Source organism: Saccharicrinis fermentans DSM 9555 = JCM 21142, assembly GCF_000517085.1.
GTDB lineage: Bacteria > Bacteroidota > Bacteroidia > Bacteroidales > Marinilabiliaceae > Saccharicrinis > Saccharicrinis fermentans.
This window is the reverse complement of the sequence record NZ_KI912107.1, coordinates 569,065-593,072: the sequence shown is the minus strand read 5'-3', so window position 1 is coordinate 593,072 and position 24,008 is coordinate 569,065. Positions and strand designations below refer to the sequence as shown.

Annotated in this window: 10 protein-coding genes; 2 read left to right on the top strand and 8 right to left on the bottom strand. The window is 37.4% G+C overall.

Features of this window, described 5'->3' with window-relative positions:
• Positions 1-957: 957 nt before the first annotated feature.
• The 3 genes from CYTFE_RS0102655 to CYTFE_RS0102645 form a co-directional block, all read right to left on the bottom strand.
• Complete coding sequence (locus tag CYTFE_RS0102655; protein ID WP_027470540.1) at positions 958-2,478, bottom strand: alpha-L-fucosidase; 1,521 nt, start codon at positions 2,476-2,478, stop codon at positions 958-960.
• A 253-nt stretch (positions 2,479-2,731) separates the two neighbouring features.
• On the bottom strand, positions 2,732-6,892 hold the full coding sequence (locus CYTFE_RS0102650) for a hybrid sensor histidine kinase/response regulator transcription factor (RefSeq protein ID WP_027470539.1): 4,161 nt from the start codon (positions 6,890-6,892) through the stop codon (positions 2,732-2,734).
• A 166-nt stretch (positions 6,893-7,058) separates the two neighbouring features.
• Positions 7,059-9,242: a glycoside hydrolase family 3 C-terminal domain-containing protein gene (locus tag CYTFE_RS0102645; RefSeq protein WP_044212432.1), complete on the bottom strand. Its 2,184-nt coding sequence runs from the start codon at positions 9,240-9,242 to the stop codon at positions 7,059-7,061.
• 349 nt (positions 9,243-9,591) lie between these two features.
• On the opposite strand from CYTFE_RS0102645, the gene CYTFE_RS30595 reads away from it, so the two are divergent.
• Both CYTFE_RS30595 and CYTFE_RS30590 read left to right on the top strand, forming a co-directional pair.
• Positions 9,592-10,695 (top strand): sugar-binding domain-containing protein, encoded by a 1,104-nt coding sequence (locus tag CYTFE_RS30595; protein WP_200871277.1) that lies wholly within the window; start codon positions 9,592-9,594, stop codon positions 10,693-10,695.
• Positions 10,640-12,082 carry a DUF4982 domain-containing protein gene (locus CYTFE_RS30590; protein WP_211238144.1) on the top strand — a complete coding sequence of 481 codons (1,443 nt, stop codon included), beginning with the start codon at positions 10,640-10,642 and terminating at the stop codon, positions 12,080-12,082. Before CYTFE_RS30595 ends, CYTFE_RS30590 begins: the two co-directional genes overlap by 56 nt.
• Before the next feature lie 142 nt (positions 12,083-12,224).
• On the opposite strand, the gene CYTFE_RS0102635 is transcribed toward CYTFE_RS30590, so the two are convergent.
• The 5 genes from CYTFE_RS0102635 to CYTFE_RS0102615 are packed head-to-tail and all read right to left on the bottom strand — an operon-like array spanning position 12,225 to position 23,367.
• Entirely contained in the window at positions 12,225-13,133 is a 909-nt protein-coding gene (locus tag CYTFE_RS0102635; protein ID WP_027470537.1) for a BT_3987 domain-containing protein, read from the bottom strand.
• 44 nt (positions 13,134-13,177) lie between these two features.
• Positions 13,178-15,082, bottom strand: coding sequence for a RagB/SusD family nutrient uptake outer membrane protein (locus tag CYTFE_RS0102630; protein ID WP_052342949.1), 1,905 nt, complete (start codon positions 15,080-15,082; stop codon positions 13,178-13,180).
• A 10-nt stretch (positions 15,083-15,092) separates the two neighbouring features.
• On the bottom strand, positions 15,093-18,155 hold the full coding sequence (locus CYTFE_RS0102625; RefSeq protein ID WP_027470535.1) for a SusC/RagA family TonB-linked outer membrane protein: 3,063 nt from the start codon (positions 18,153-18,155) through the stop codon (positions 15,093-15,095).
• Positions 18,156-18,205: 50 nt separating this feature from the next.
• Entirely contained in the window at positions 18,206-20,152 is a 1,947-nt protein-coding gene (locus tag CYTFE_RS0102620; RefSeq protein WP_027470534.1) for a RagB/SusD family nutrient uptake outer membrane protein, read from the bottom strand.
• Between the two features lie 35 nt (positions 20,153-20,187).
• Complete coding sequence (locus CYTFE_RS0102615; RefSeq protein ID WP_027470533.1) at positions 20,188-23,367, bottom strand: SusC/RagA family TonB-linked outer membrane protein; 3,180 nt, start codon at positions 23,365-23,367, stop codon at positions 20,188-20,190.
• Between the last annotated feature and the right edge of the window lie 641 nt (positions 23,368-24,008).

The window sequence follows — 24,008 nt, the reverse complement described above, 5'->3', positions numbered from 1 at the left end:
ACAAAAATAGCAATATACATAACAAGATTTAATTGATTCTACAGCTATTCATTTATTTAGTGATGTACGTAAGAGTGTAAGGCGTAATCCCAAAGGAGATGAAAAAAAGAAAGGTAGACTTACGGTACACATGTTTATAGAGGGTCAGTACCAAAAGTTGGGTATAAATGTTGTTTATAATTGTCATGCAATTTTTTTTGTTAACTTGAACGAAAAGAACTTTACATCAACAATACCTCTGAATTGCCTTCTAAAATCCTTTACTTTTGCATTGAACCCAGATGATGTATTTGAACTTTATTATGAGAATTAAAAGTGGAATCAATCATGAACTTGTTGAGATGAGGCATAGCACCAGCTATGGTGAATTAAAACAAGTTAGGTTAGCTGGCGACTTGATTGGCAGCAATTTTAATTCGTAATAGATTTTCTAATGCATTTTCCGGATTATAGTTTCTCACCAACGCCGACCCTAGGGTTATTATTCGGGCCAACCCTGCTACCGCACGTGCAATGTCGTTAAGTTAAGAATTTCTTGAAATTGTTATTAAAATTGAACATCAACACCCTCAACTTCAGACCTTTAACTCATGCATACCGTGCAATCAGTCGATAGTTTTACAAAGCTTACTTCGAAACACTACAGGATATTCCACCCCATATTTCTTCAAGGTTTAAAAGCTCTGTTTCAGCCTTCGACTTCGTTGGAGTCTGAAACACCATTTTCAGGTCTTTCCTAAAGTTTTTCCACCTTTAAAAGGCACATATTCCGAGTATTAACATCTAAAGACATCACGTAAATACGTTTTAACATATGAGTCCTTCATTCAATTTTTAAGTTTTTCAAAACCCAATTTTTAAACATACTCCTTACTCACCTTGTCCGGCACACCAAAAAAAAGGGTGGCTATGATAACAGCCACCCTTCATGCTCATTCAATATTTATTCACAAAAATTTATTCCACTTCAATTTCAAATGCGCAAGCATAATCCGATTTACAATTTCCTTTTAACGTTAAGTACAAACCATCACTCTCTATACGCCAGTCACATCCTTTATCACTACTCAATGGCTTAACGCTCTTAATCTTTCCCTTAAACACATCATTCGCACTACCTAGTGACTTCACCATATACTTTCCATCCTCGGCTACATCCATGGCAATCACATATATTTTTCCATCTTTCTGTGTAAATCGAAAATCAGCAGATGTCAGATCCGGATTCTTTCCCTCAGTATGGTGACCTGTTTTAACTTCGGTAGGTCCTTCTCCGAAGATAGTCCATGGTCTAGTTCCATAAATAGCATCACCATTAACACTCAACCACTCACCCATTTCCAAAAGAATAGCTGCCTGATCCTCAGGAATCGTTCCATCAGCCTTAGGACCAACATTAAGAAGCATATTACCATTTTTACTCACAATATCAATCAAGTCATCTAGAAGCGTATTTGCATCTTTCGATTCCCAATTTGTCACATAGCACCAGCTATTTTTACCAATAGAGGTATCCGTTTGCCAAGGAAATTCAAGTATATCGGCAGATTTACCTCGTTCAATATCCCATACATTAGTCCCTTCGGGGAAAGTGCGTCGCCCAAAATTCTTTGTCTGAAGCACCACATCTTTTCCCCATTCAATTCCTTTATTATAGTAATATTGGGCCAGCAAAGGGTGATATGGATCAAACTCCTCATGGTCCAACACAAAGTCAAACCAAAGAATATCAGGATGATAGTTATCAATAATATCTTTGGTACGATTCCACCATAATTCTAAAAATTCTTTATCAGCGGGAGCGTAATGTGGATGATTCCGTGAATACAGGTCAGCATATTCCGGATCAGCTGTATCAAAACCTTCTTTATGATTGTAGTAATTCCAATTAAAAGCAAAATGTGAAGAAGCACCAAAATACAAGCCCTGCTCTTTACTAGCCTTGGATAACTCGCCTAAGACATCTCTTTGAGGTCCCATATTAACAGCATTCCATCTAGTATAATTTGAGTTATACATCGCAAAACCATCATGATGCTCCGCCACAGGAACCACATACTTAGCACCAGCCTTTTTAAACAGCTTTATCCATTCTGTTGCATTAAACTTTTCCGCTTTAAACATGGGAATAAAGTCTTTATAACCAAATTCAGCAGGACTACCATAGGTATCTACATGATGTTGATATACCCAACTAGGTTCTTCACTTGTCACCTCTCCATCCGGATTCCATTGCACCGAATCCATATACATCCAACGAGGGTACCATTCTGACCCAAAAGCCGGCACGCTATAAGGTCCCCAGTGTATAAAAATACCCAATTTTGCATCCTGAAACCACGGTGGTGTTTGATAAGTTTTCAATGACTCCCAATTAGCCTCAAACGGAGTATTATTTACCGTCTTGTTAACATCTTTGGTTTGACACGCTGTTAACAGCACAGCAAACAACATAACAATAAATATACTTTTTTTCATAAATTCTAAATTATCTATTTAATTAGTTTAAAAATGCTCTAGCAAAAGCATATAAATAAAATGCAAAGCAAATATATGTTTACCATACATTTTCTAACAAACAGAAACCTTTTATAAAAGGGGACATTTTTAGAACTTAGTGTAATGAGGGATAGATTATATCTTATAAGAGGGACATTTTAATCAATAGAAGAAAAACCTCCACCAATCCGATATGTATATACCAAAATGTTTGTGTTGCAGAATCAGGCAATTACTCTGCATTTTCTTTTGCATATTCCGAAGGAGTAAGATTAAATTGCTTGCGAAAACATTCCCTAAAATATTTAACATCATTAAAACCTACTTCATAAACAATATCGGTAACCGAATGACGATTTAACTTTAACAACTGTGCTGCTCTTTTAAGTCTAATGGTACGAATAAACACATTGGCCGTTTGCCCCATCAATGCCTTTAACTTTTTATTCAGTATTGACTGGCTCATTCCTACCTCTTCGGCCAATTGAACCACTGTAAACTCCGGATTACTAATATTCGCTTCCACCACTTTTAGCAATCTCTCAATCAGCTTTTCATCAATGGAGGTAAAAGTCACATCCTTAGGCTCCACACTTAGACTCTTCGAAAACTTTTGTATGACTTTTTTACGAGAATCCAGAATGGATTTAATTTGTGCTATCAGTACTTCCATCTTAAACGGTTTTGCCACATAAGCTTCGGCACCACCACCAAATCCGGTTACTCTATCACTATCCGTTGATTTTGCGGTTAACATCAAAACCGGGATGTGGCATATCATTTCATCATTTTTTATTTTACTACACATCTCAAACCCGTCCATTTCGGGCATCATCACATCACTGACAATTATATTGGGGCTATATTTAAGTGCTAATTCCAGTCCTTCAACACCATTATAAGCCTGAATACAATTAAACTCCTCCTGCAAGGTTTCCTTGAGTAGCTCTTGCACATCATGATTGTCCTCAACAATCAAGACGGTAGACTTATGTTGCGACAGTTGTATTTTTTCCTCTGTTTTTTCAATTTGATTGGCCAGGTGGATTTCCTTCGTTAAAGCAATACTTCGCTTCTGATCCTCTACAGTCTGATCAGAAAAATCTTTTTTATCAAAGTGCATTTTCCCTTTTTTCAAAAAAACAGAAAATTTCGTTTTCACATTAGGTTCGCTAGTCACCTTTAGTAATCCTTTGTGCAATAACACCAAATTTTTAGCATAAGACAGGCCAATGCCAGTACCTGATACTTTCGACAATTTATGACTTCCTGTTTGATAAAAACGATTAAATAAAAAAGGAAGTTTCTCCTTATCAATACCCGGACCATTATCTATCACATCAATCCTCACCCACTCAGAACCATCCATTTCTTCTTCACTCAGCTCCACGGAAACCATTCCTTCGGCACGGGTAAACTTAAAAGCATTAGACAACAGGTTAAACAGCACCTTCTCTATTTTATCATAATCAAACCATAGTTCAACAATTGAATACATACTTTTTAGCTCAAACTGAATATTCTTGGCCTGAGCTATTTCTCGAAAAGCATCCACCACTTCTTTTACCAAATCGTAAAGATTCCCTTTAGTAACCTCCAAGGGCATACGTCCTTTTTCTAACTTTCTAAATTCCATCAACTGATTAATCAAACGATTAAGGATGGATATATTTTTCATCATTAATGAATAACTATTCTGTCGTGTTTGCTCATCAACCACTTTCTGCCCATCCATTAATTTCTCCAAAGGGGTCTGTATTAAGGTTAATGGAGTTCGAAACTCGTGCGATATATTGGTGAAAAACTGGAGTTTTAACTGAACCAGCTCTTCCATTTGTTCCTTTTTAAAATGCTCCATCATCAAGTCATTTTTTTGGGTAATCGCAATGATGGAATATCTACGAAAGAACATCAACATAGCTATGAGCACAAATCCATAAATCAACATAGCCCATGTTGTTCGCCAAAAAGGAGGCACCACTTCAATGAACAAGGTCGCGGGAACCGAGTTCCAGACCCCATCATTATTGGTAGCCAATACTTTTAACACATATTCACCCGGAGGAATATTTGTATACTTAGCCACAGGCTCCATGCTTTGAATAGCATTCCAATCCGTATCAAAGCCCTCTAACATATACTTGTATTTGATCTTTTCCGGAGCAACAAAATGAAGCGCAGTAAATCCAACACTAAAGCTTCCTTCTGAAAATCGTAACTGAAGCGAATCAGTAGAAGCTATTTCTTTTTCCAGAACCACATGTCCATTTCTGGCTTTGCCGGGCAATATGGGATCATTTAATATGGATAAATTGGTAAATTCAATATCAGAAGCATAAGGATTATCCACAATCTCTTCAGGAACAAAGTTATTGACTCCATTAACGCCTCCAAACAAAAACTCACCATTGAAACGTTTACAAGATGCTAATTCACTAAACTCATTGTCCTGAAGCCCATCTGCAATGGAGTAATTTCGCATCTCTTCGCTTTCCGGGTTAAAGCGGGTAAGTCCATTATTCGTAGATATCCATAAATTACCTGTTTCATCCTCTTCTATGGCTTTTATCACATCATTGGGCAATCCCTGTTTAGAGGTATATCTTTTAAAGTAAATATCCTCCTTATCATCTCGCTGGAGTAAACATAGACCGCCACCCATAGTTCCAATCCACACACGCCCTTCACGATCTAAACACATGGCTAATATATAATTATGTGCCAATGATTTTGGGTTATTATAATCGTAATGAATCCAATCAATGGCAGGCTTTTTCCTATGGCGCTCCGAATATGGGAGTATATTTAGCCCCTTATCCGTTCCTATTAATATGTTCCCCTTGGCATCTTCAATGATACTCCTAATTCTATTGGATGTTAATCCTTTGCCAGGCTTCCCTGAGGACATATAATGTTGATATATCTCTAATTTCTGTGCGTCCGTATTAAACCCTGCCCTATATAATCCACCACCATAGGTTCCAATCCATAAAATATTATGCGAATCTTTAAATATGGTAAAAGCAGGGTTTGTTATCAATTCTGAAAGGGGTTCTAGCTTCACCTCTCCACTTTTTGATACGGTAGCTAAGCCCAATTTCATAGGATAACCGGCGCCCAGCAAAACTTTATTCTCCGTATCAGGTATATCCTCAAAGCAGTACACATAATTTTGTCCAAAATCAATCAATGAAACATCAAAATACTTAAACCCAGTATCATATAGACTTTCCTTCTTTCTCGGCAGAAATGAAATCCCACCTCCCTCAGTACCAACCCACAAATTACCACTATTATCTTCATGCAGGGCTCTGATTTTGTTGTATGAAAGACTTCCTTTCTCTGAACTTTTATAAAAATGGTTGAATTTTTTTTCGTTTAAATCAAGTTTATTTAATCCTCCACCATTTGTACCAACCCAAAGTAAACCTGATCTATCCTCATAAATATCGAACACATTATTGGTTGACAAGCTTTTAACATTATTAAAGTCATAAAAATAATGTTTTTGTTCAATTAGTTTTTTGTATTTTACATCCCAACTAAACTTATACAGCCCATTTTTATTCCCTCCAAAAATTTCTCCTTTACTGGTTTTAATAAACTTATTAAAAAAATAGTCCGAAACCTTGGTTGTCTCCATTTTGTCATTCAGGTAATAAACACCCGAATAAATAGAAAACAAAAGTCCCCCATCAACATCAATGATGCTTTCAAGATCGCCTCCCCATATCTCTGATATTTTATTTAATGACAGATTAGTAGGGTCAGCATTCGTAACTTCAAAAACACCTTCTTTTGAACCTATCCAGAACCTGCCCTTTGCATCTAAATCGACAAAACCAACACCATATAACCACCTATTCAAATCATTATCGCTATTATACACTCCTTCGTATAAATAGCTCACCCATTCTCCTTTGTAATATTTTTCTGTATCTATTATACTTAAACCCTCATCCGATGTAGACCAGAGCATTCCATTGGGATCAAGGAATAAGCTGGATACATTATTTCCCAACAGCAAACGTTCTCCATTCTTTTCAGTCGGGTACTGTTTAAATTGTTCTTTTTCTCTATTCAAAAACCATATCCCATTGTCTGATGTTCCGATCCAAAAATTTCCTTTTTTGTCCTCAACCATACAAAATGGAAGATTACTACCAATGGGATATTCCATTGGTGTTGTAATTTTATAATGAACAAACTGTAAACCATCATATCGATTCAAACCATCCACTGTACCAAACCACATAAAACCCTTGGAATCCTGAAGAATAAAATTGATGTCATTCTGAGACAATCCATCATGGGAATCCAATCTCTCAAAATCAGATTGAGAAAAAATTGACAGAGATATAATCAATAAGATAGATGTCAGAGAAATGCGCATAAGGTATCAGCTTTAATTTATAATGTTAAAATACAATATGAAGGGATGGTTAAATTAAAATTAGCACAATAAAGGCAGAAAATATCTACCTCCCAATTACCAAAAATTCCCCACCACCAAATGGTAGCAGGGCAAAGTTACAAATTATCATTTCTAAGCAAAAATATTAACGCAACGTAAAACTAGCTTTTACTGGTTCTGCAATAGCTAATCTATCCATATCCTTCACTGGAGATGATCCTCCAATTATAATCGTATATTCTCCTTTTTTGATGATACCCTTTCCTTCATTGTTAATCTGCTTCATGCAATCGGGTGTTATTTCAAATGTAACACGCGTTGATTGTCCTTTTTGAATATTCACTCGCTTAAAAGCGACTAACTTTTTAAAAGGGGCAGACTCTCCTGCACCAGGCTGCACCAAATAGGCTTGCACCACTTCCTCACCATCTCTTTTCCCAACATTCAACACTTCACATGTTACTGAAATCGTTTTTCCTTTTTTTATTCTTGCTGCACTTGTTTGAATATTATCATACTTAAATCTGGTATAACTTAAACCAAAACCAAAAGGGAACAAAGGATCTTCTTTCATAAACTTATAAGTACGACCTCTCATACTATAGTCTTCATAAGCCGGATATTGGTCCAAAGATTTTAAAAATGTTAATGGCAAACGACCAGAAGGAGAAATTTTTCCAAAAATAACATCGGCAACAGCAGTACCGCCTTCTTGACCCGGATACCAAGCCCAAAGAATAGCATCTGCCAGTTCTTCAACTTCAGGAATAATCATTGGGCTACCACCGGTCATCACCACAATAATTGGTTTTTCATTGTTCTTACGCAATTTTCGCAGAAACTCAATTTGGTTATCCGGAAGATATGGATTCAATCTATCTCCCTTTGTATCAGAAGCGATAGCTTCCCCTTCTTCTCCTTCCATAGCTCCTGTAATACCCAATACTGCAATAATCGCATCAGACGCTTTTGCCTCTCCTGTCGTCCAATCCATTGGGTTTACATTTTTACGATAAGGCAAACAGCCTTGCTTATAATTAATAGTAGTCCCACCTCCTACAGCAGCAGTTACACCTTCAAGAATATTCACCAAACGATTACTCATTCCATAATAATTACCCAACAGCACCTCGCTATTATTTGCTTGAGGCCCTGTCACATAAAGATTTCTAATAGTAGGATTTAATGGTAATACATTATTCTTATTAGTTAATAAAACCAATGATTTACGCGCAGCTTCTAAGGCAATAGCACTATGTTCATCACTACAAATCACCTCTTCTCCAACCTTATTAAACGGGTTTAATTCCACGGGGTCAAACAAACCTAATTTAAAACGAGTACGTAACAAAGAACGTAATCTAACATCAATGGTATCTTCCAATACCAGGCCTCTTTTTACAGCCTCTACCAAATGATGATAGCTATTACCACAATTCACATCCACCCCACTATTAATAGCCAGTGCTGCTGACTCTGCAGCATCTTGAGTAACCTTATGATATAAATGAAAATCAGAAATAGCTCCGCAATCAGATACAATATGCCCTTTAAATCCCCATTTTTGTCTAAGAATCTCTTGTAATAAAAAAGGGCTTCCACACGCAGGCTCACCCAACACCCGATTATAAGCCCCCATTACAATTTCAACATCGGCTTCTTTCACCAAAGCTTCAAATGCAGGCAAGTAGGTTTCATAGAGATCACGGTATGACACCACAGCATCAAATTCGTGACGAAGCTCCTCTGGTCCAGAATGTACCGCAAAATGTTTAGCACATGCAGCAGCCTTTAGATACTGTTCATTGTTACCTTGTAAGCCCTTCACAAAAGCAATACCTATTTGAGAAGTCAAAAAGGGATCTTCACCATAGGTCTCCTGTCCTCTACCCCAACGTGGATCTCTAAATATATTTATATTGGGAGTCCAAAACGTAAGACCCGCATATCTCGACCTATTTTCATTCTTTATGGCAATATTGAATTTCGCCCTCGCCTCATCTGATATAGCTGAGGATACTTTTTGTATCAATTGAGGATCAAAAGTAGCAGCCAGACCGATGGCCTGAGGAAAAACCGTAGCTCTTCCGTTTCTGGCAACACCATGCAGACATTCGTTCCACCAATTGTATTCCGGAATATTGAGTCTCGGAATAGCTTTACTCTGGTCTAACAACTGACTTGCTTTTTCTTCCAGGGTCATAGCTTCAATCATGGCTTCTATCCGTTCCTCGGTGGGTAAGGTATAATCTTCCCACTTAAAACCACTATCCTGTGCTAATCCAACCAAAGACACTGATAACAACAATATCAAAAATAAATTTTTCATTTTATTTTGTTTACAATTTTTCTATAAATTTAAATCTCTTCCAAACATAGGAAAAATGTATATCGCAAATAAGTAATTTTTACACTATTTATAAGGGGCATTTTAAATCCATTCCAACACATTTACTCCTCCTACTCTCTAAATCAACACTATCTCAAGCCATTAGACTTTCAAAAACAACCAATCAATAAAAGTCAACTAAATTGACTTCTCCATTCATAAGCTTATTCAAGATAATTTATCCCTGAATAATACGATTATATCTTTCTTTAATCAACACAACAAAGCATAATTTTACAAAACTAAATGGACGGGTTCCATGTGACCTTAGAAAAATAAATTAGAGTATATGAAAAAACATAAAAATCGAATACGACAATTTTGCATCCCCTTCCTTCCTCTTTTATTATTGATGGTTGGATGTAATAAAAATAACTATGTGAATGACACAAGCTTTAACGAGAACTGGTCTTTTTACAAAGGAGAAGTAAAAAATGCAGAAACATACGAGTTCGATGATAGCCAATGGCGAAAGTTAGATCTTCCTCACGACTGGGCCATAGAAGAACCATTCGACAGAAAATATAACGCACGTACAGGTGGTCTCCCTGTATATGGAACCGGTTGGTATAGGAAACACTTTACCGTAAAAAAAGAACATTTAGGAAAGTTAGTTTCTATTGAATTTGACGGTGCCATGAACAATGCTCATGTATGGGTAAATGGCCAATTTGCAGGAGAAAGACCATATGGTTATATAGGATTTGAAGTAGATATTACACCCTATTTAAAATACGACGAAGATAATGTAATAGCAGTTCGTTTACAACCTGAAGATCTAGCTGCCAGATGGTATACTGGTGCCGGAATATATCGAAATGTGCGTCTAAAAATAAATCATAAATTACACATTCCACAATATGGCACATATATTACAACTCCCACGGTAAACAATAACCAAGCTACCATTTGTGTTCAGACTTCTATTAGCAACCAGAACAAACAGGAAAAATCTGCCATTTTAATAACTGAGATTATTGATCCAAGTGGTGATAAGATAAATGAAGCCATTTCAAATATTGTTATTCAATCAGGAACAACAGGCATTGTAACACAAAACATTAGCGTGAACAAACCTGAACTATGGGATATTTATAAACCCAAGCTATACAAGGCCATATCTTATATTAAATTAAACAATAAAATCGTAGATAAATATATTTCAGACTTTGGAATTCGTGAAATAGATTTTTCAGCCAACAAAGGGTTTCTTTTAAATGGAAAACCAACTAAACTAAATGGAGTTTGCATGCATCATGACATGGGTCCATTGGGAGCCGCCATCAATTACAGAGCCAAAGAAAGACAGATGGAAATCATGAAAAATATGGGTGTCAATGCCCTACGAACAAGCCACAATCCCCCCCTCACCGGAACTACTGGAAATCTGTGACAAATTAGGCATAGTTGTTTTAGTAGAGGCTTTTGACGAATGGGAGTTAGGAAAAGTACCTAATGGATATAGCAAACACTTTAAAAGATGGCACGAACGTGACCTGCGCGATATGATAAAACGTGACAGAAACCACCCTAGTGTTATCATGTGGAGCATAGGCAATGAAATTCTAGAGCAAAGTAAAAAAGACGGATGGAAAATTACCAAAAGACTCACTGATATCTGTCATGACGAAGACCCTACCAGACCAACAACAGCCGGATTCAATTATTATCCTGCACCTTTTAAAAACAAATTGGCAGACTATGTTGATATAATTGGAATGAACTACTGGCCATTAAACTACCAAGAGATACTGGATATGAACCCCAATTATATGGTATATGGATCCGAGACTTCATCACAAACCAGTAGTCGTGGTGTTTATCATTTACCAATAGAAGCGATGCCTAAAATAGAAACCAATCAGGTTTCAAGCTACGATGCGATTGTCGGTCCTCCATGGGCATATCCTCCAGATGTTGAATTTGAACAACAAGAAAAAGTAGAACGTTCACTGGGGGAATTTATGTGGACAGGCTTTGATTATCTGGGAGAACCAACTCCTTATGGCGGAAGAGATAATTCTACACATGGCTACTGGAATGACAATTGGCCTTCACATTCCTCTTATTTTGCACCAGTAGATTTATGTGGATTTCCCAAAGACAGATATTATTTATATCAAAGTCAATGGACCTCCAAGCCCATGGTGCATGTTTTACCACATTGGAACTGGCAAGAAAAAGAAGGTGATACCATACCCGTATTTGCATACACCAACTGCGATGAAGTAGAGCTCTTTGTAAATGAAAAATCAATGGGAAGAAAAGTAAAAGGGGTAGATTTAACACCTATTCCTGCTGAATTCCATTTTTTCGAAAAAGGAACTTACATGTCAAAATATAGGTTATCATGGAAAGTACCCTATCATGCGGGCTCTATAAAAGTAGTAGCCTACAAAAACGGCATAGAAGCAGCCTCAAAAGAAATTAAAACATCAAAAGAACCATACCAAATAAAAATGGTAGCAGATAGAGCACATATTTCTGCCGACGGAAAAGACTTGTCTTTTATAACTGTGTCTGTAAATGACAAGAACGGTAATCCCTGCATGACAGCAGACAACCACATTCAATTTAGTTTACAAGGATCTGGCAGCATTGCTGCGGTAGGCAATGGTAATGCAGCATCACTAGAACCTCTACAAGCAGATAATATTAAGCTTTTTAATGGACTCTGCTTACTTATTGTTAAGTCAAGTACCCAAAAAGGAAATATTTTCATAAAAGCAAATTCGCCAGGATTGTTAGAGAATCAGATAACAATTAGGTGCGAGCCATAACACCATTATTATTCTATTTCCCAATTCAAAAAGCACCTAAACATATGTCTAGGTGCTTTTTCTATTATGCTATTTATTTACAATGTTTACTTTAACTGACAAGGGAAAAGGAAAAAACTCCTTTCCCTTCCAAATTCGATCACTACCACTCATCAAACCTCAAATCCAATTCAGGAGCCTGACGAAGAATTAATGTATCTAATGTATGATACATTGTTCCGGATTTTTCAAATTTGTAATCCAGAAATATCGTTGTTTCTTCAGGACTATACACTGAATTATTTTCAGAAACTGTAATAGCAGTTGAGGCAATCTCCACAGCATTATCATTATCAATCGTTAAATCCATTTTTCCACTTATTTGTGCGGAAATATTATTGGTACTTATGATATTTAAAGCAAGTGTAGAAAAATCCTTGGTCATGTTTTGACTTAGATTTTCATCTGAAAAAGTGATCGTATCAACTGGAGCTCCTGTTGCATCTAATTCGTACTGTACTCCCTTTGAATAATACGTTCCATGGTATGGACTAATATACTTCACAACCAAAATTGTAATATCTTTTGATTCAATTGTAGCTGTGTCCAAATCGCTTCCAGGGATACTATCCAGAGTAGCACTGGTAATGCGCAATGGTAATGCGTAAGTATTAGTAATTGCCAATGGATCAGCGGTAAAAGTTTCCCTATTTAAAGAAACATTCACCACACGCATATGATCTTTTACAATATTAAAATTCGACTCGTCACCTAAAGTATAATACGCTTCAGGTAACATCACAAAGCCCGCAGCTTCCGGAATATTTTCTAAAAGACTGGAATCCACTTTGAAATTTACTTCATGCGTACCATTATCTTCACGCATTCCACCTAATGCAACACCTACTTCAAATTCCATTTCATCACGCGCCACAATGGTGCGTAATGGCTTTTGAGATCCAAAGTATGCGGTCGTATAATCATAGTCACTTACATAATCCTCATATTTTTCACAAGAAGCCATAAGACTCAATACAAGAAAAGAAGCAAATATCAATTTATATATTTTCATAACTTTCTATTTTAAATTTCTTTATAAATCTGTCTGAAACTATTTTACCAACCCTTGTTATTTTCCAGATTTGGATTTTTCACCATCTCATCATATGGTAATGGATGATAGTAATAGCGATCAGAATCAAAACTACGCTCTTCAATATCTACGAAACCACTTGGATCGGTTGGATCAGTACCTTCATAGTTTAAGTTTCCTGATTCATCCTGGTTAACGATCATACCACGAACAGTCTCATCCAGTGGCAACATCCATCTACGCAAATCAAAATAGCGGTGATTTTCAAAGGCAAATTCCAGACGAGATTCATTCTGAATTAATGCTCTCATATCATCTGCACTTCCCAATTGACTATCTAAGTATGGATCTGTAGCCCCTAATCCAATCGATTTACTCCTTATATCTTTCATGATATCGTAAGCTGAAAGACTACATCCAGGAACAATACCTGAAGGTCCAACAACTTCGTTTGAAGCCTCGGCCAAATTAAAGAAAGCCTCTGCACCTCTAATAATTGGGAACATATGCTCAGAATTTAGTTTCTGATTAACATTTGTAAGCATATCTGCTTTAGTAGAAATCCACTTACGTAAGTAATAACCAGTACGTGTTCCACGGTAATCATAGGCTTCAGAGTCTAGGCCTGCCCGATAAATCACAGTATCTGAGATAATATCAACCACCTCTACCATGTTCCCGGTTCCATCATCCACTTCTGTCGTATCCGCATCTAAAACGATATACTCAGCCACAACTTCAGCAACCTCTAGCCCTCTGCCGTTTATTTCCACACTTGCTCCATTATAAATCACTGTATTATCCAAACGTGGATCACGACCTGTAAACGGATTCTGCGGATCATAACCAGATGCAGGATCAGTAATAGGATACCCATTAGCCATTGGAAAAGCATCCACCAAATTTTGAGATGGATTGGTTCGTCCATTCCCCCAGAATGCAGGTGGCAAATTTCTGTTTTCTAAAGAGTTATTGTTATGATATCTACGAAACAAATAATCTTGTGGCGTTGTTAACGATCCTTTATCCGGAGTTGGATTGGTGACAGCCTCATAGCTAAGTGCTGTATAACTTAAATTGGCTTTATCGATAGCTTCCTGACTCAACAAAGCAGCACGCTCCCATTTCTCCTGAACATCTACATTTCCATTATATGCAGGACTGGCTGCAAAAGTGGCAACACGGCTCTTTAACACATAAGCAGCAGAAGCTGAGGCACGACCAATATAAGCTTTTCCTAACAGTAAATCATCTCCACTATACTCCAATGGAAGAAGCGCAATTGCACTGTCGCAATCATCTAGGATTTGTTGCACACACTCTTCGTAAGTATTACGGGTTACATGAAGAAATTCATCTTTCTGGTCTTCAGTAACAAACTTGGTAACAATTGGATAACCAAGCACCTCACCCGATTCAGTAACTCCTCCATACACTTTTAACAATTCCATTCCCCAGTATGCTCGTAAAAAATAAGATTCTCCGATTAAACGAGTACGTTCTATAACATCATTTTCATCATTAGCAATCCACCACTTTACTGTAGCGGTGTCTGCCGATTTTTCCTGAAACAGATGTATCCATTGGAAACTCGAATAAGCAGCATCCCAAATACCAATCGGATTACTTGTACTTGACATTTTTCCATTACCCAATGCATAAACACTTGATCCATATTGGTTGGTCACTGCATCACCAGTAGCTGCGTCCAAAAAATCGCTACCATAATGGTCTATTTGACTCGGAATAGCTCCATAAGCATTCGTCAAAAATCCTTCAACCGGTCCAGGAAGCGTGTAAGCATATTCGTCACCATAAGGTGACATTACCTTTGGCTCCAGATTATCTTCACAAGCGCACAACAAGTATACAACTGTAAGTAATCCTAGTATATATCTAATTTTGTTCATTTTATTTTTCTTTTTCATAATTTATCAATTAGAAAGAAACAGACACTCCTCCTGTTATCATACGTATCACAGGATAATTAGTCACTCCACTATTGGGGGCTTCCGGGTCTAAGTCTTTCATATCAGAAAGAACCAATAGGTTATTACCTCTCACAAAAAACTTAGATTTCTTCACAGCACTTCCTAAAGCAAAATCAAGAGTATAGCTCACTTCCACATTTTTCAAACGGAAAAAATCACCACTCTTGGTCCAAAAATCAGAAGTCACTGTATTATTAGCTCCACTAGTAGTAGTCAAACTAGGCTGTGTTCCATTAGGATTACGGGTAGGGTGATAAGCATCATAAGCTACCTTAGAATATTTACTTTCACCATTATTACGGTAATATGTATTGCTTAGGGTTTTCATTCCACCCAAAGAGGCAGTACCTAAAGCATACAAGCCCCATTTTTTATACTTTAACTCCACATCAATGCCTATAAATGAAGTAGGTGTATCCAGCCCCACCTCTACCTTATCCAAATCATCGATTATATTATCTCCATTCTGATCTTTATAAGCAATGTCTCCGACTCCATAAGAACCAAACATCTGCTTAGGAGCCCCCTCAAGAGCGACATCTTTGCCAAATAAACCAAGGGACTCATACCCCATAATAACACTAGTTGGACGTCCTTCTGTAGCGCGATCATCAGAATAATTAACCTCATCCTTCACCTTAAAATTGTTTTTAGAATAAGTATAGTTAGCACCCACACGGTAAGATAGCTCACCGATAGTATTCATATAATCGATATCCAGCTCAAAACCATTATTAACAACCTCTTGATAGTTTGTATAATATTTGAATGGTCCAACCATCGCAGCATACTGCTCATCAACTTGATCAACCATATCGTAGCGATACTCATTAAAGTAGTTCACTTCAAAAGCTAAGCGACGATCAAAAGCCATACCTTCTAAACCAATGTTAATTTCACGGGATTTTTCCCATTCTAAATCAGGATTTCCCCATGATACCAAAGATACTTTACTGGGATTATCGCCTTTATTCTGCTCTCCAAAAGACTGTGAACCACTAGTCAACCATAAGTTCTCATATAAATATGACGAGGTAGCCCGATCGTAACCTAATATACCAAAACTAGCTTTTGCCTTTAAGTAATCAATCGCATCAATATCCAAAAATGATTCTTCAGATAAAATCCAGGCAGCACCAATAGCTGGAGACAAGAAATGTCGATTATCCTCTATAAAACGGTTACTTCCCATATAAGAAAGAGATCCCTCAATCACATATTTATTCTTTATACTGTAATTGGCTCTTAAAAACAAGTTGTCATTTTCGATATCTATAGATGAACCTGCTACCTCTTTCATATAGTGAAAATATCCTAATGAAGCGTTAAGCACACCTACTCCCAGATCTTTTTTATAGCCCAATTTACCATTGAAGGCAGTCGTTCTCAAGGTACTCTTGTTATTTAGATCATACTTAGTATCTGTTACTGCTGCTCTCGCTAACTCAAAACCTACCGCAGGAGATCCATTTTCATCAAGTATACTTTCATCAATAACAGGCACATAAGTTGCTGCTTTAGGAGCCAATACCTGACTCCCATAAAAATAGTTATCAAAGGCTAATGACACATTCGCATAAAGTCCTTCAGTAACTTTATGAAGATCAAAATCAAAACCGGTGGTCATCTGTTGGTTAATAAATTGGTTATTACCATCGCCCTGATAATTCAGACTAGCCAACAAGTTATCCGCATGTTGATAACTTGCCCCTAAAGCAGGAACACCATCATCGGTGGCCTCAATATACTCCTCCCCAATGATAAAAGGATATTCATTGGGACGATGAGAACTCAACGCACTAAACGTTGAAGAATGATCTAAACCACTATATTTCCACGAATCCATAATAGCCGACATATTAATAAAAGCAGAGATATCTCTTGTGATATCCATATCTAAATTAATACGTATATTAAAACGATCTTGTCGAGGATCCGGCCCTATTTTCTGCAAACCTCCATATCCCATATATCCGGCCATAAAAGCATACTGTGCATTCTTATTACCTCCCGATACATTTAAAGTCGCTTTACTGAAAGTTGTATAATCACGCAAAAAATAATCGTAGTAATCTGCATTAGGATACAACAGATCATTTTCACCAGTACTATTTTGGTAATTAGCAATATCCTCACTTGAATACAAAGGTGTTAAACCATCGTTTACACGCGCCTCGTTATATAATGTGGCATACTCAGCTGAATTAATAAACGCTGGCATACGAGTGGTTAAACCAACTCCAAAATCCACCTTTGCATCAATAACACGTTTATGCGCTTCTCCACGTCGCGTAGTTAACAATACGACTCCATTAGCAGCACGTGAACCATAAAGAATCTTAGATGTTGCATCCTTCAAAATTTCAACATTCTCAACCTCTTCAGGGTTAATATCATCAAAACTGCGCTCAATTCCATCTACAATAAAAAGAGGAGTATTTGAGCTATTTCTTGACAATCCGCGTACATATAATGAAGCAGGATTATTAGCCATACCACCAGAGGTAGCAATAACATTAAGACCTGCTGCCATCCCTTGAAGTGAATTCCTCAATAAAGGATCGGCATATCGTTCCAGATCACGACCTTCAATCCGGGATACAGCACCTACCAGCATGCGTTGCGAAACCTGATGACCCAAAGGTAGGTTAACCATATCTTTGGCACCCATTTTTAATGCAACTTCTTGCAAAACAATCTTCGACATTACTGGCTCATTTGACAAATCCCAGCTCTTTGGTGTGTAACCTTCTGCTTCTATAAGAATAACAGTACCTCGCTTGACATAAGTCGTAAATTTACCATCAGCATCAGACTTAACTACCGTAGCACCTTCATTGGCATAAATGGTAGCACCACTAATAGCATTTCCTGAGGCATCTTCCAGTTTGGAACTGACCTCTACACGTTTGGTTTTATTTTTCTGGGCTATAGTATCTCCAAACGGAAATACAAGAACCAGAGCGAACAAAACCACATTCAAATATTTTAAAAATCTTTTTGTTTTCATATTATTTTATATTGCGTTCTTAGTAAAGCAATCATTCTAAAAATGATAATTTACCATCCCGGGTTTTGTTCAATATTATATAAACGATCCATATGTGATTGAGGAATAGGATACCAGTAGTTTCTCAATGTATAACCACGTAAAGATTGCTGAATATCTTTAATCTCATATTCATAGGTCCAGTTTTCCTGATTTTCTGTTCCATCAGTAGCTATAAGCGTGGAAGCCATCCCTTTAATAGGATATGTCTCATCAAATAAATCATCGAACAACATCCAGCGGCGAATATCAAACCAACGGTGATATTCGTAACTTAATTCAATTCGGCGTTCGTTACGTATTCTTTCACGGAACTCTTCCTTAGAACCGGGAGTTAATATAACAGGCATACCAGCTTTAGCTCTCACTTTATTAATACAGTCCAAGGCAGTATAGCCTGCAGCTCCGGAAACAGCCCCCGTAGGACCTGCCACTTCGTTTAAGGCTTCAGCCAAATCTAACCAAACACCAGTAGTACGAATAAATTCTGCATTATACTTATAAGTACCAAATCCATCAGGGTTAGATCCGTTCTGTCCATAAGCTTCAGGCCACCAGAATTTCTTAAACATATACCCGGCTGGAATACTCTTATTATAAGCAGAATAAGCATTATCCATTCCCCATCCACCACCTAAATCGTCGCTGGCTTTCCAAGGTTCGAAATAGTACGTACCATGTTTGGGTACTTTTGAATTAAAAGTAGGTAAGTCATGTGTCCCTGGATGTCCTACTTTCCCATACTGTCGGCCAGCATAGATAATGAAATTATAAAAACGTGGATCACGATTCTTATACGGATTAGCGACGTGTTCCGGGTTATTCCAGTCAAAAGGCGTACCGTCGGCAAATTCAAATGCATCCACAAAGTTTTGCGTAGGCATACTACATGAAAAACCCCAGGATCCCGAACGACCAGAAACACGAAGACTTTGAAATAACATAGAAAGATCCCCCTCGCGTCCTCCGGCATTAGTCCCTGCCGATACTCCGTTACTACTACGACAAAATAACGACTCTTTACCAATATAGTTGGTATGATAAAAAATCTCAGTATATAAACTATCTCTTTCTTTTTCTGTCAAACCAGTTGGATCGAACATCATTTTGGAAGGACGATTTGCTTGCAGATAATCCAAAGTAGCTGCAGAATACTGAGCGGCGCGCGTAGCCCAATCAATATCATAATCATCTCTCTCGACTAATTCATCAACACTATTCTGCATTAATGGGCTAGCAGCGTATAACGCAACTAAACCTTTAAGAGCATAGGCTGAACATTTTTCCAAACGTCCCTGATCCGCATCAGGCCATTCGTGAGGCAATAAACCAATCGCCATATCCAGGTCTTCAATGATATCCTCTGAACATTCTTTATAGGATTGACGAGGTAAGTCAAGATCCTCACTACCTGTATATACTTTATTTACTGGCGGCATACCACCTAAGCGACGTATCCATTCAAAGTAATACCAGGCCCGGAAGAAATATGCCTGCCCCATGAGCCAGTCCTTTTGTTCCTGACTGGCACCTATTTCAGGTATGGTCTCAATATTTTCAATCAGATTGTTAGCAATACGCAAACAAAAAGAACTGTTATAAATAGGCAAACCACTACCTGTAGCATTATCATTGTTTTGTTTCGTAAGATTCCAACCGACCTCTTGCATACCACTCTTATTATACCAGTCACCCAAATTAAAAGCAGAGTTAGGACTTTGCGTACAGGCATTATCAGTAATCGTCTCAATTTGATATATACCCATACCACCAGCATTAGGCCCTGAGAAATCATATAATGCTCGATAACAGTTATCTAAATAACTCTGCGTCGTATAATATGTTTCGTACACATCCTCTTCACTAAACTCCTGAGATGGTACCATGTCCAGATAATCTTCACAAGCAGTAAGTGAAGCAAATAAAAGGACAATCAATATTTTATATATTCGTTTCATCTTATAAATATTAAAAGTTAACCAAAAAACATCGCTTAAAACGAGGCTCTAAGACCGATGTTATAACGCTTAACCATAGGAAAAACACTTAGTGTAGTTGCCTCCGGATCTAAACGTTTATCCAAGTCAGTAAATGTCATCAGGTTATTCCCATTTATGTATAACTGCAGTTTGCTCATTTTATATTTTTCCAAAGCTTTTTTACTAAAGCTATAACTCACTTCAACATTCTTCAAACGCCAATAAGAAGCATCACGGTATGAATAGGTACTTTCCTTTTGACTGTAACCATTATATTGCGAAGTATGTAATGCAGGTTTAACTGCATTCGTTTGGTTGTCGACAGTCCAACGTCCTGTAACATTTGGCCCGGCAGAATATATACCTGCATCACCGCTCAAATTGTCATACAAAATATAGTCAGGAACTAGCTTGTTAACCTTAGATACACCATAAAATCGCAGACTCAAAGCCCAGCCTTTATATGACAAACCTCCTGATAGTGTATAGGTATTCAAAGGGTATTTCAAGTCTTCATTCACCACTTTATCATCAGCTGTGATTACACCATCTCCATTATAATCAACATAAAGTTGATCTCCCGCTACTAACTTAGATTGTTCTGCTTCACTATTTGCTGTTGCATAATTATAGATATCATCTAAACTGCTATAATAACCATTATTAATATAAGTAGATGTCCAGTTAATGGGCTTACCTGCTTGTCGCAAATGATCGGCTGTATTAACCCCATCATTTCGATATACAATTCGGTTTTCGGTAAAAGAAGCATTTCCACTCACCCAATAACGTAAGTTTTCGCTTAGCTTATCATTCCATTTTAATTCAACCTCAAGACCTTGATTCTTGGTTTCTCCCATATTACCTGTAGCTACACTACCTGTAGGCAAATACCACAATGGTGCCCAAACGTCCATTAAAATATCTTCACGTTTTTCGTTATACACATCCAAAGTTCCATTCAACTTATTAAATACACCAAACTCAACTCCTAAATTTTGCTTAATAGAGGTTTCCCAGGTAGCTAAATCATTGGCGGCATCACCCTCGCGGTAAAGGGGAGATTGCACGCTCGTTTGAGTATCGCCAAAAAAGACACCACCTCGCCAAAAGTTATTGGAACTAGCTGTACTATAATCTTGTAGATACAAAAAACGCTGACTACCATCCAAACCAGAAGTACCATAGGAATAACGTACTTTTAAGTTATCTAACCAGTTACCTGCCATTTCTTTCACCAAAGGCTCTTCTGATATACGCCACCCCAAAGATCCGGAATAAAATAAACCAAAACGAAGTCCTGGAGCAAAAGCTTCTGATCCATTATAAGAGCCATTGGCTTCTAACAAGTAGCGATCTTTATATCCATAAGTCACACGACCTACCCAGTCTTCTTGACGAAACTGAACTTCATAAGAACCCGGTTTACGTTCACGACGACTAAACAGAGCCAAACCAGTAACTTTGTGATCTCCAAAAGTTCGTGCGTAATTGAACGCTAACTCGTAATAAGTTTTCTTGTTATAGCTTTTAAACTTATCATACGTAGCAGCTACAGGTCCTAGCGTCGCCTCCGCATCAGGCCAACGTGACTCTAAAATCAATGGTAAGGTACCATCCTCATTAGGATGCGCATAGTCGTAAGAACGGCTATATAAAATTGCATTAGAGGAAAACGCCCACCCTCCTGCTGTGATGTAAGACTCCCAATTAGAATTACTTGTATATGAGAACGAAGCTTTTGCACTTAAACCTTTTGTGATAAAGTCCAACTTCTGATTTAATTTAAAATCTAAAAAACCCTGAAAGTACTTATACTCACGTTCTCCACCTGTATTAAGTGCTACAAGAGGATTACCACCCCCACCTTGGTTAGCCGCATAGGTACCATTTGACCATACAGCAGGATACTGATTACGACTTGCCGTATAAAGTGCATTAAAAAACTGTTCCTGTCCATATCCATCTTCAGTAGTACCATCGATACGATATCCCGGCTGATGACGATAACCTAACTTACCGGCCATATTAGCAGAAAAAACAGTTGTCTTCGTTAAATTCAAGTCAAGATTTAAACGCCAGTTATAACGCTTATAATTAAATGAAGGATCAAAATCAGCATTCTCCTGACCATTGTATACATCACCATCATGAAGATATCCCAATGAAGCAAAATATTTCATAAAATTAGTACCTCCTCGTACGTTTACATTATACTGCTGTTGGTAACCTACCTTTTTCATAATCTCATCCCACCAATCCACTTCTGGAAAATAATCATTATCAGGACCATAATTACCGGTAGCATAGGCATTCTTCCAAGCATTTATCTTATATTCAGGAATGAGTTCATCCCACAATTGGTCATTGGCAACCGCCTCATTCCACATCTCCATTGAAGTAATATAATCGGCATATTCAGGCGATGCTGTAGGCTGTTTCAATCCGAAATTGGCCGAAAAACCAACCTTAGGTTTAGAAATAGTACCTCGCTTAGTGGTAATAAGAATTACACCGTTGGCACCAAGTACACCAAATACGGCTGTTGCTGATGCATCCTTAAGTACAGAAACACTTTCTATTTCATTTGGATCTAAATCGTTCATATCACGCTCCACTCCATCCACTAATACCAAAGGAGCATTACCTGAATAAACATCACTTCCTGTCCAGGTAGCTACACCACGTATAATAATATTGCCTGCATCAGCACCTGGTTTACCAGTACCACTGGAAACAGAAGTTACACCGGGCAGCATACCTTGCAAAGCTTCTGTTACAGTATTAACACTACCGGCCTTTAAAAGCTCTTCTCCTTTGGCCTGCGAAATAGCACCTACCATAGAGGCTTTCTTTTGGGCTCCATAACCTACTACAACCACATCTTCCAGTTGTGTAGTTTCACTTTTCAATTCAATATTCAGAGACATAACTTCTCCGACAGTTACTTCCTGGGTAATATAACCGATAAAGGATACTACCAAAACATCATTAATATCCACACGAATGGAGAAGTTACCATCGAAATCGGTTATAGTACCTACCAACTGTGTGTTTTCAGACCCCTTTACAATAACAGAAGCACCAGGCACTGGTCCTTCGTCATCATAAACCCGTCCTGTGACCAGTTTTTTTTGTGCCCAACCCATTGTTGTTAACAGGCACAAAAAAATAATTATTCCAATTTTTTGCATAGACGATTTTGATTTGTAGTTAATAGAATAAAACATCTTTTAACAAAAGTATACACAAGTTGTACATCTTATTCTCTTTCAAAATGCAATTGTTAAAAGACATCCTTCATAATTACAAATCACTACAAATCAGTACATTTCATACCTTAAAGAATAATAATTCATAGTAAACTGAATGATTTGTCATACAGTTCTTTTTGGATAGGCAATTCAAGAAACGTAAATAACAGTTAATTTACAGCACATAACAAAAATTGCTAAAAATATTCCACTCAAAGAAAAATTTCCACTATCAGTCAATTTTCACAAAGTACTGTATTAAAATGTTAAAACTCATAGGTCTTTATTTGTTTGCTTTTCGACATCTTTATTGATACGATAAAACATTTTCAAAAATTTATTCGAAGTATTCTTAAAGGTTATGTGATGGGAAAATAAAAACAAAGTCAAGTAGAGCATAGAAGTTCTCAACTATAAAAATTCATATTCAAGATCTCTCACCTAAAGGATATCTTCCATTTATGTACGAAATTATCAGTCAATGAACCGCAGGGTTGACCAGCACAATAGCCGTTAAACGTTATCATAGTTTTATGTACCAAGCTGGAACTTGGGAAGTCCTTTTGAAATGCTTTCGATAC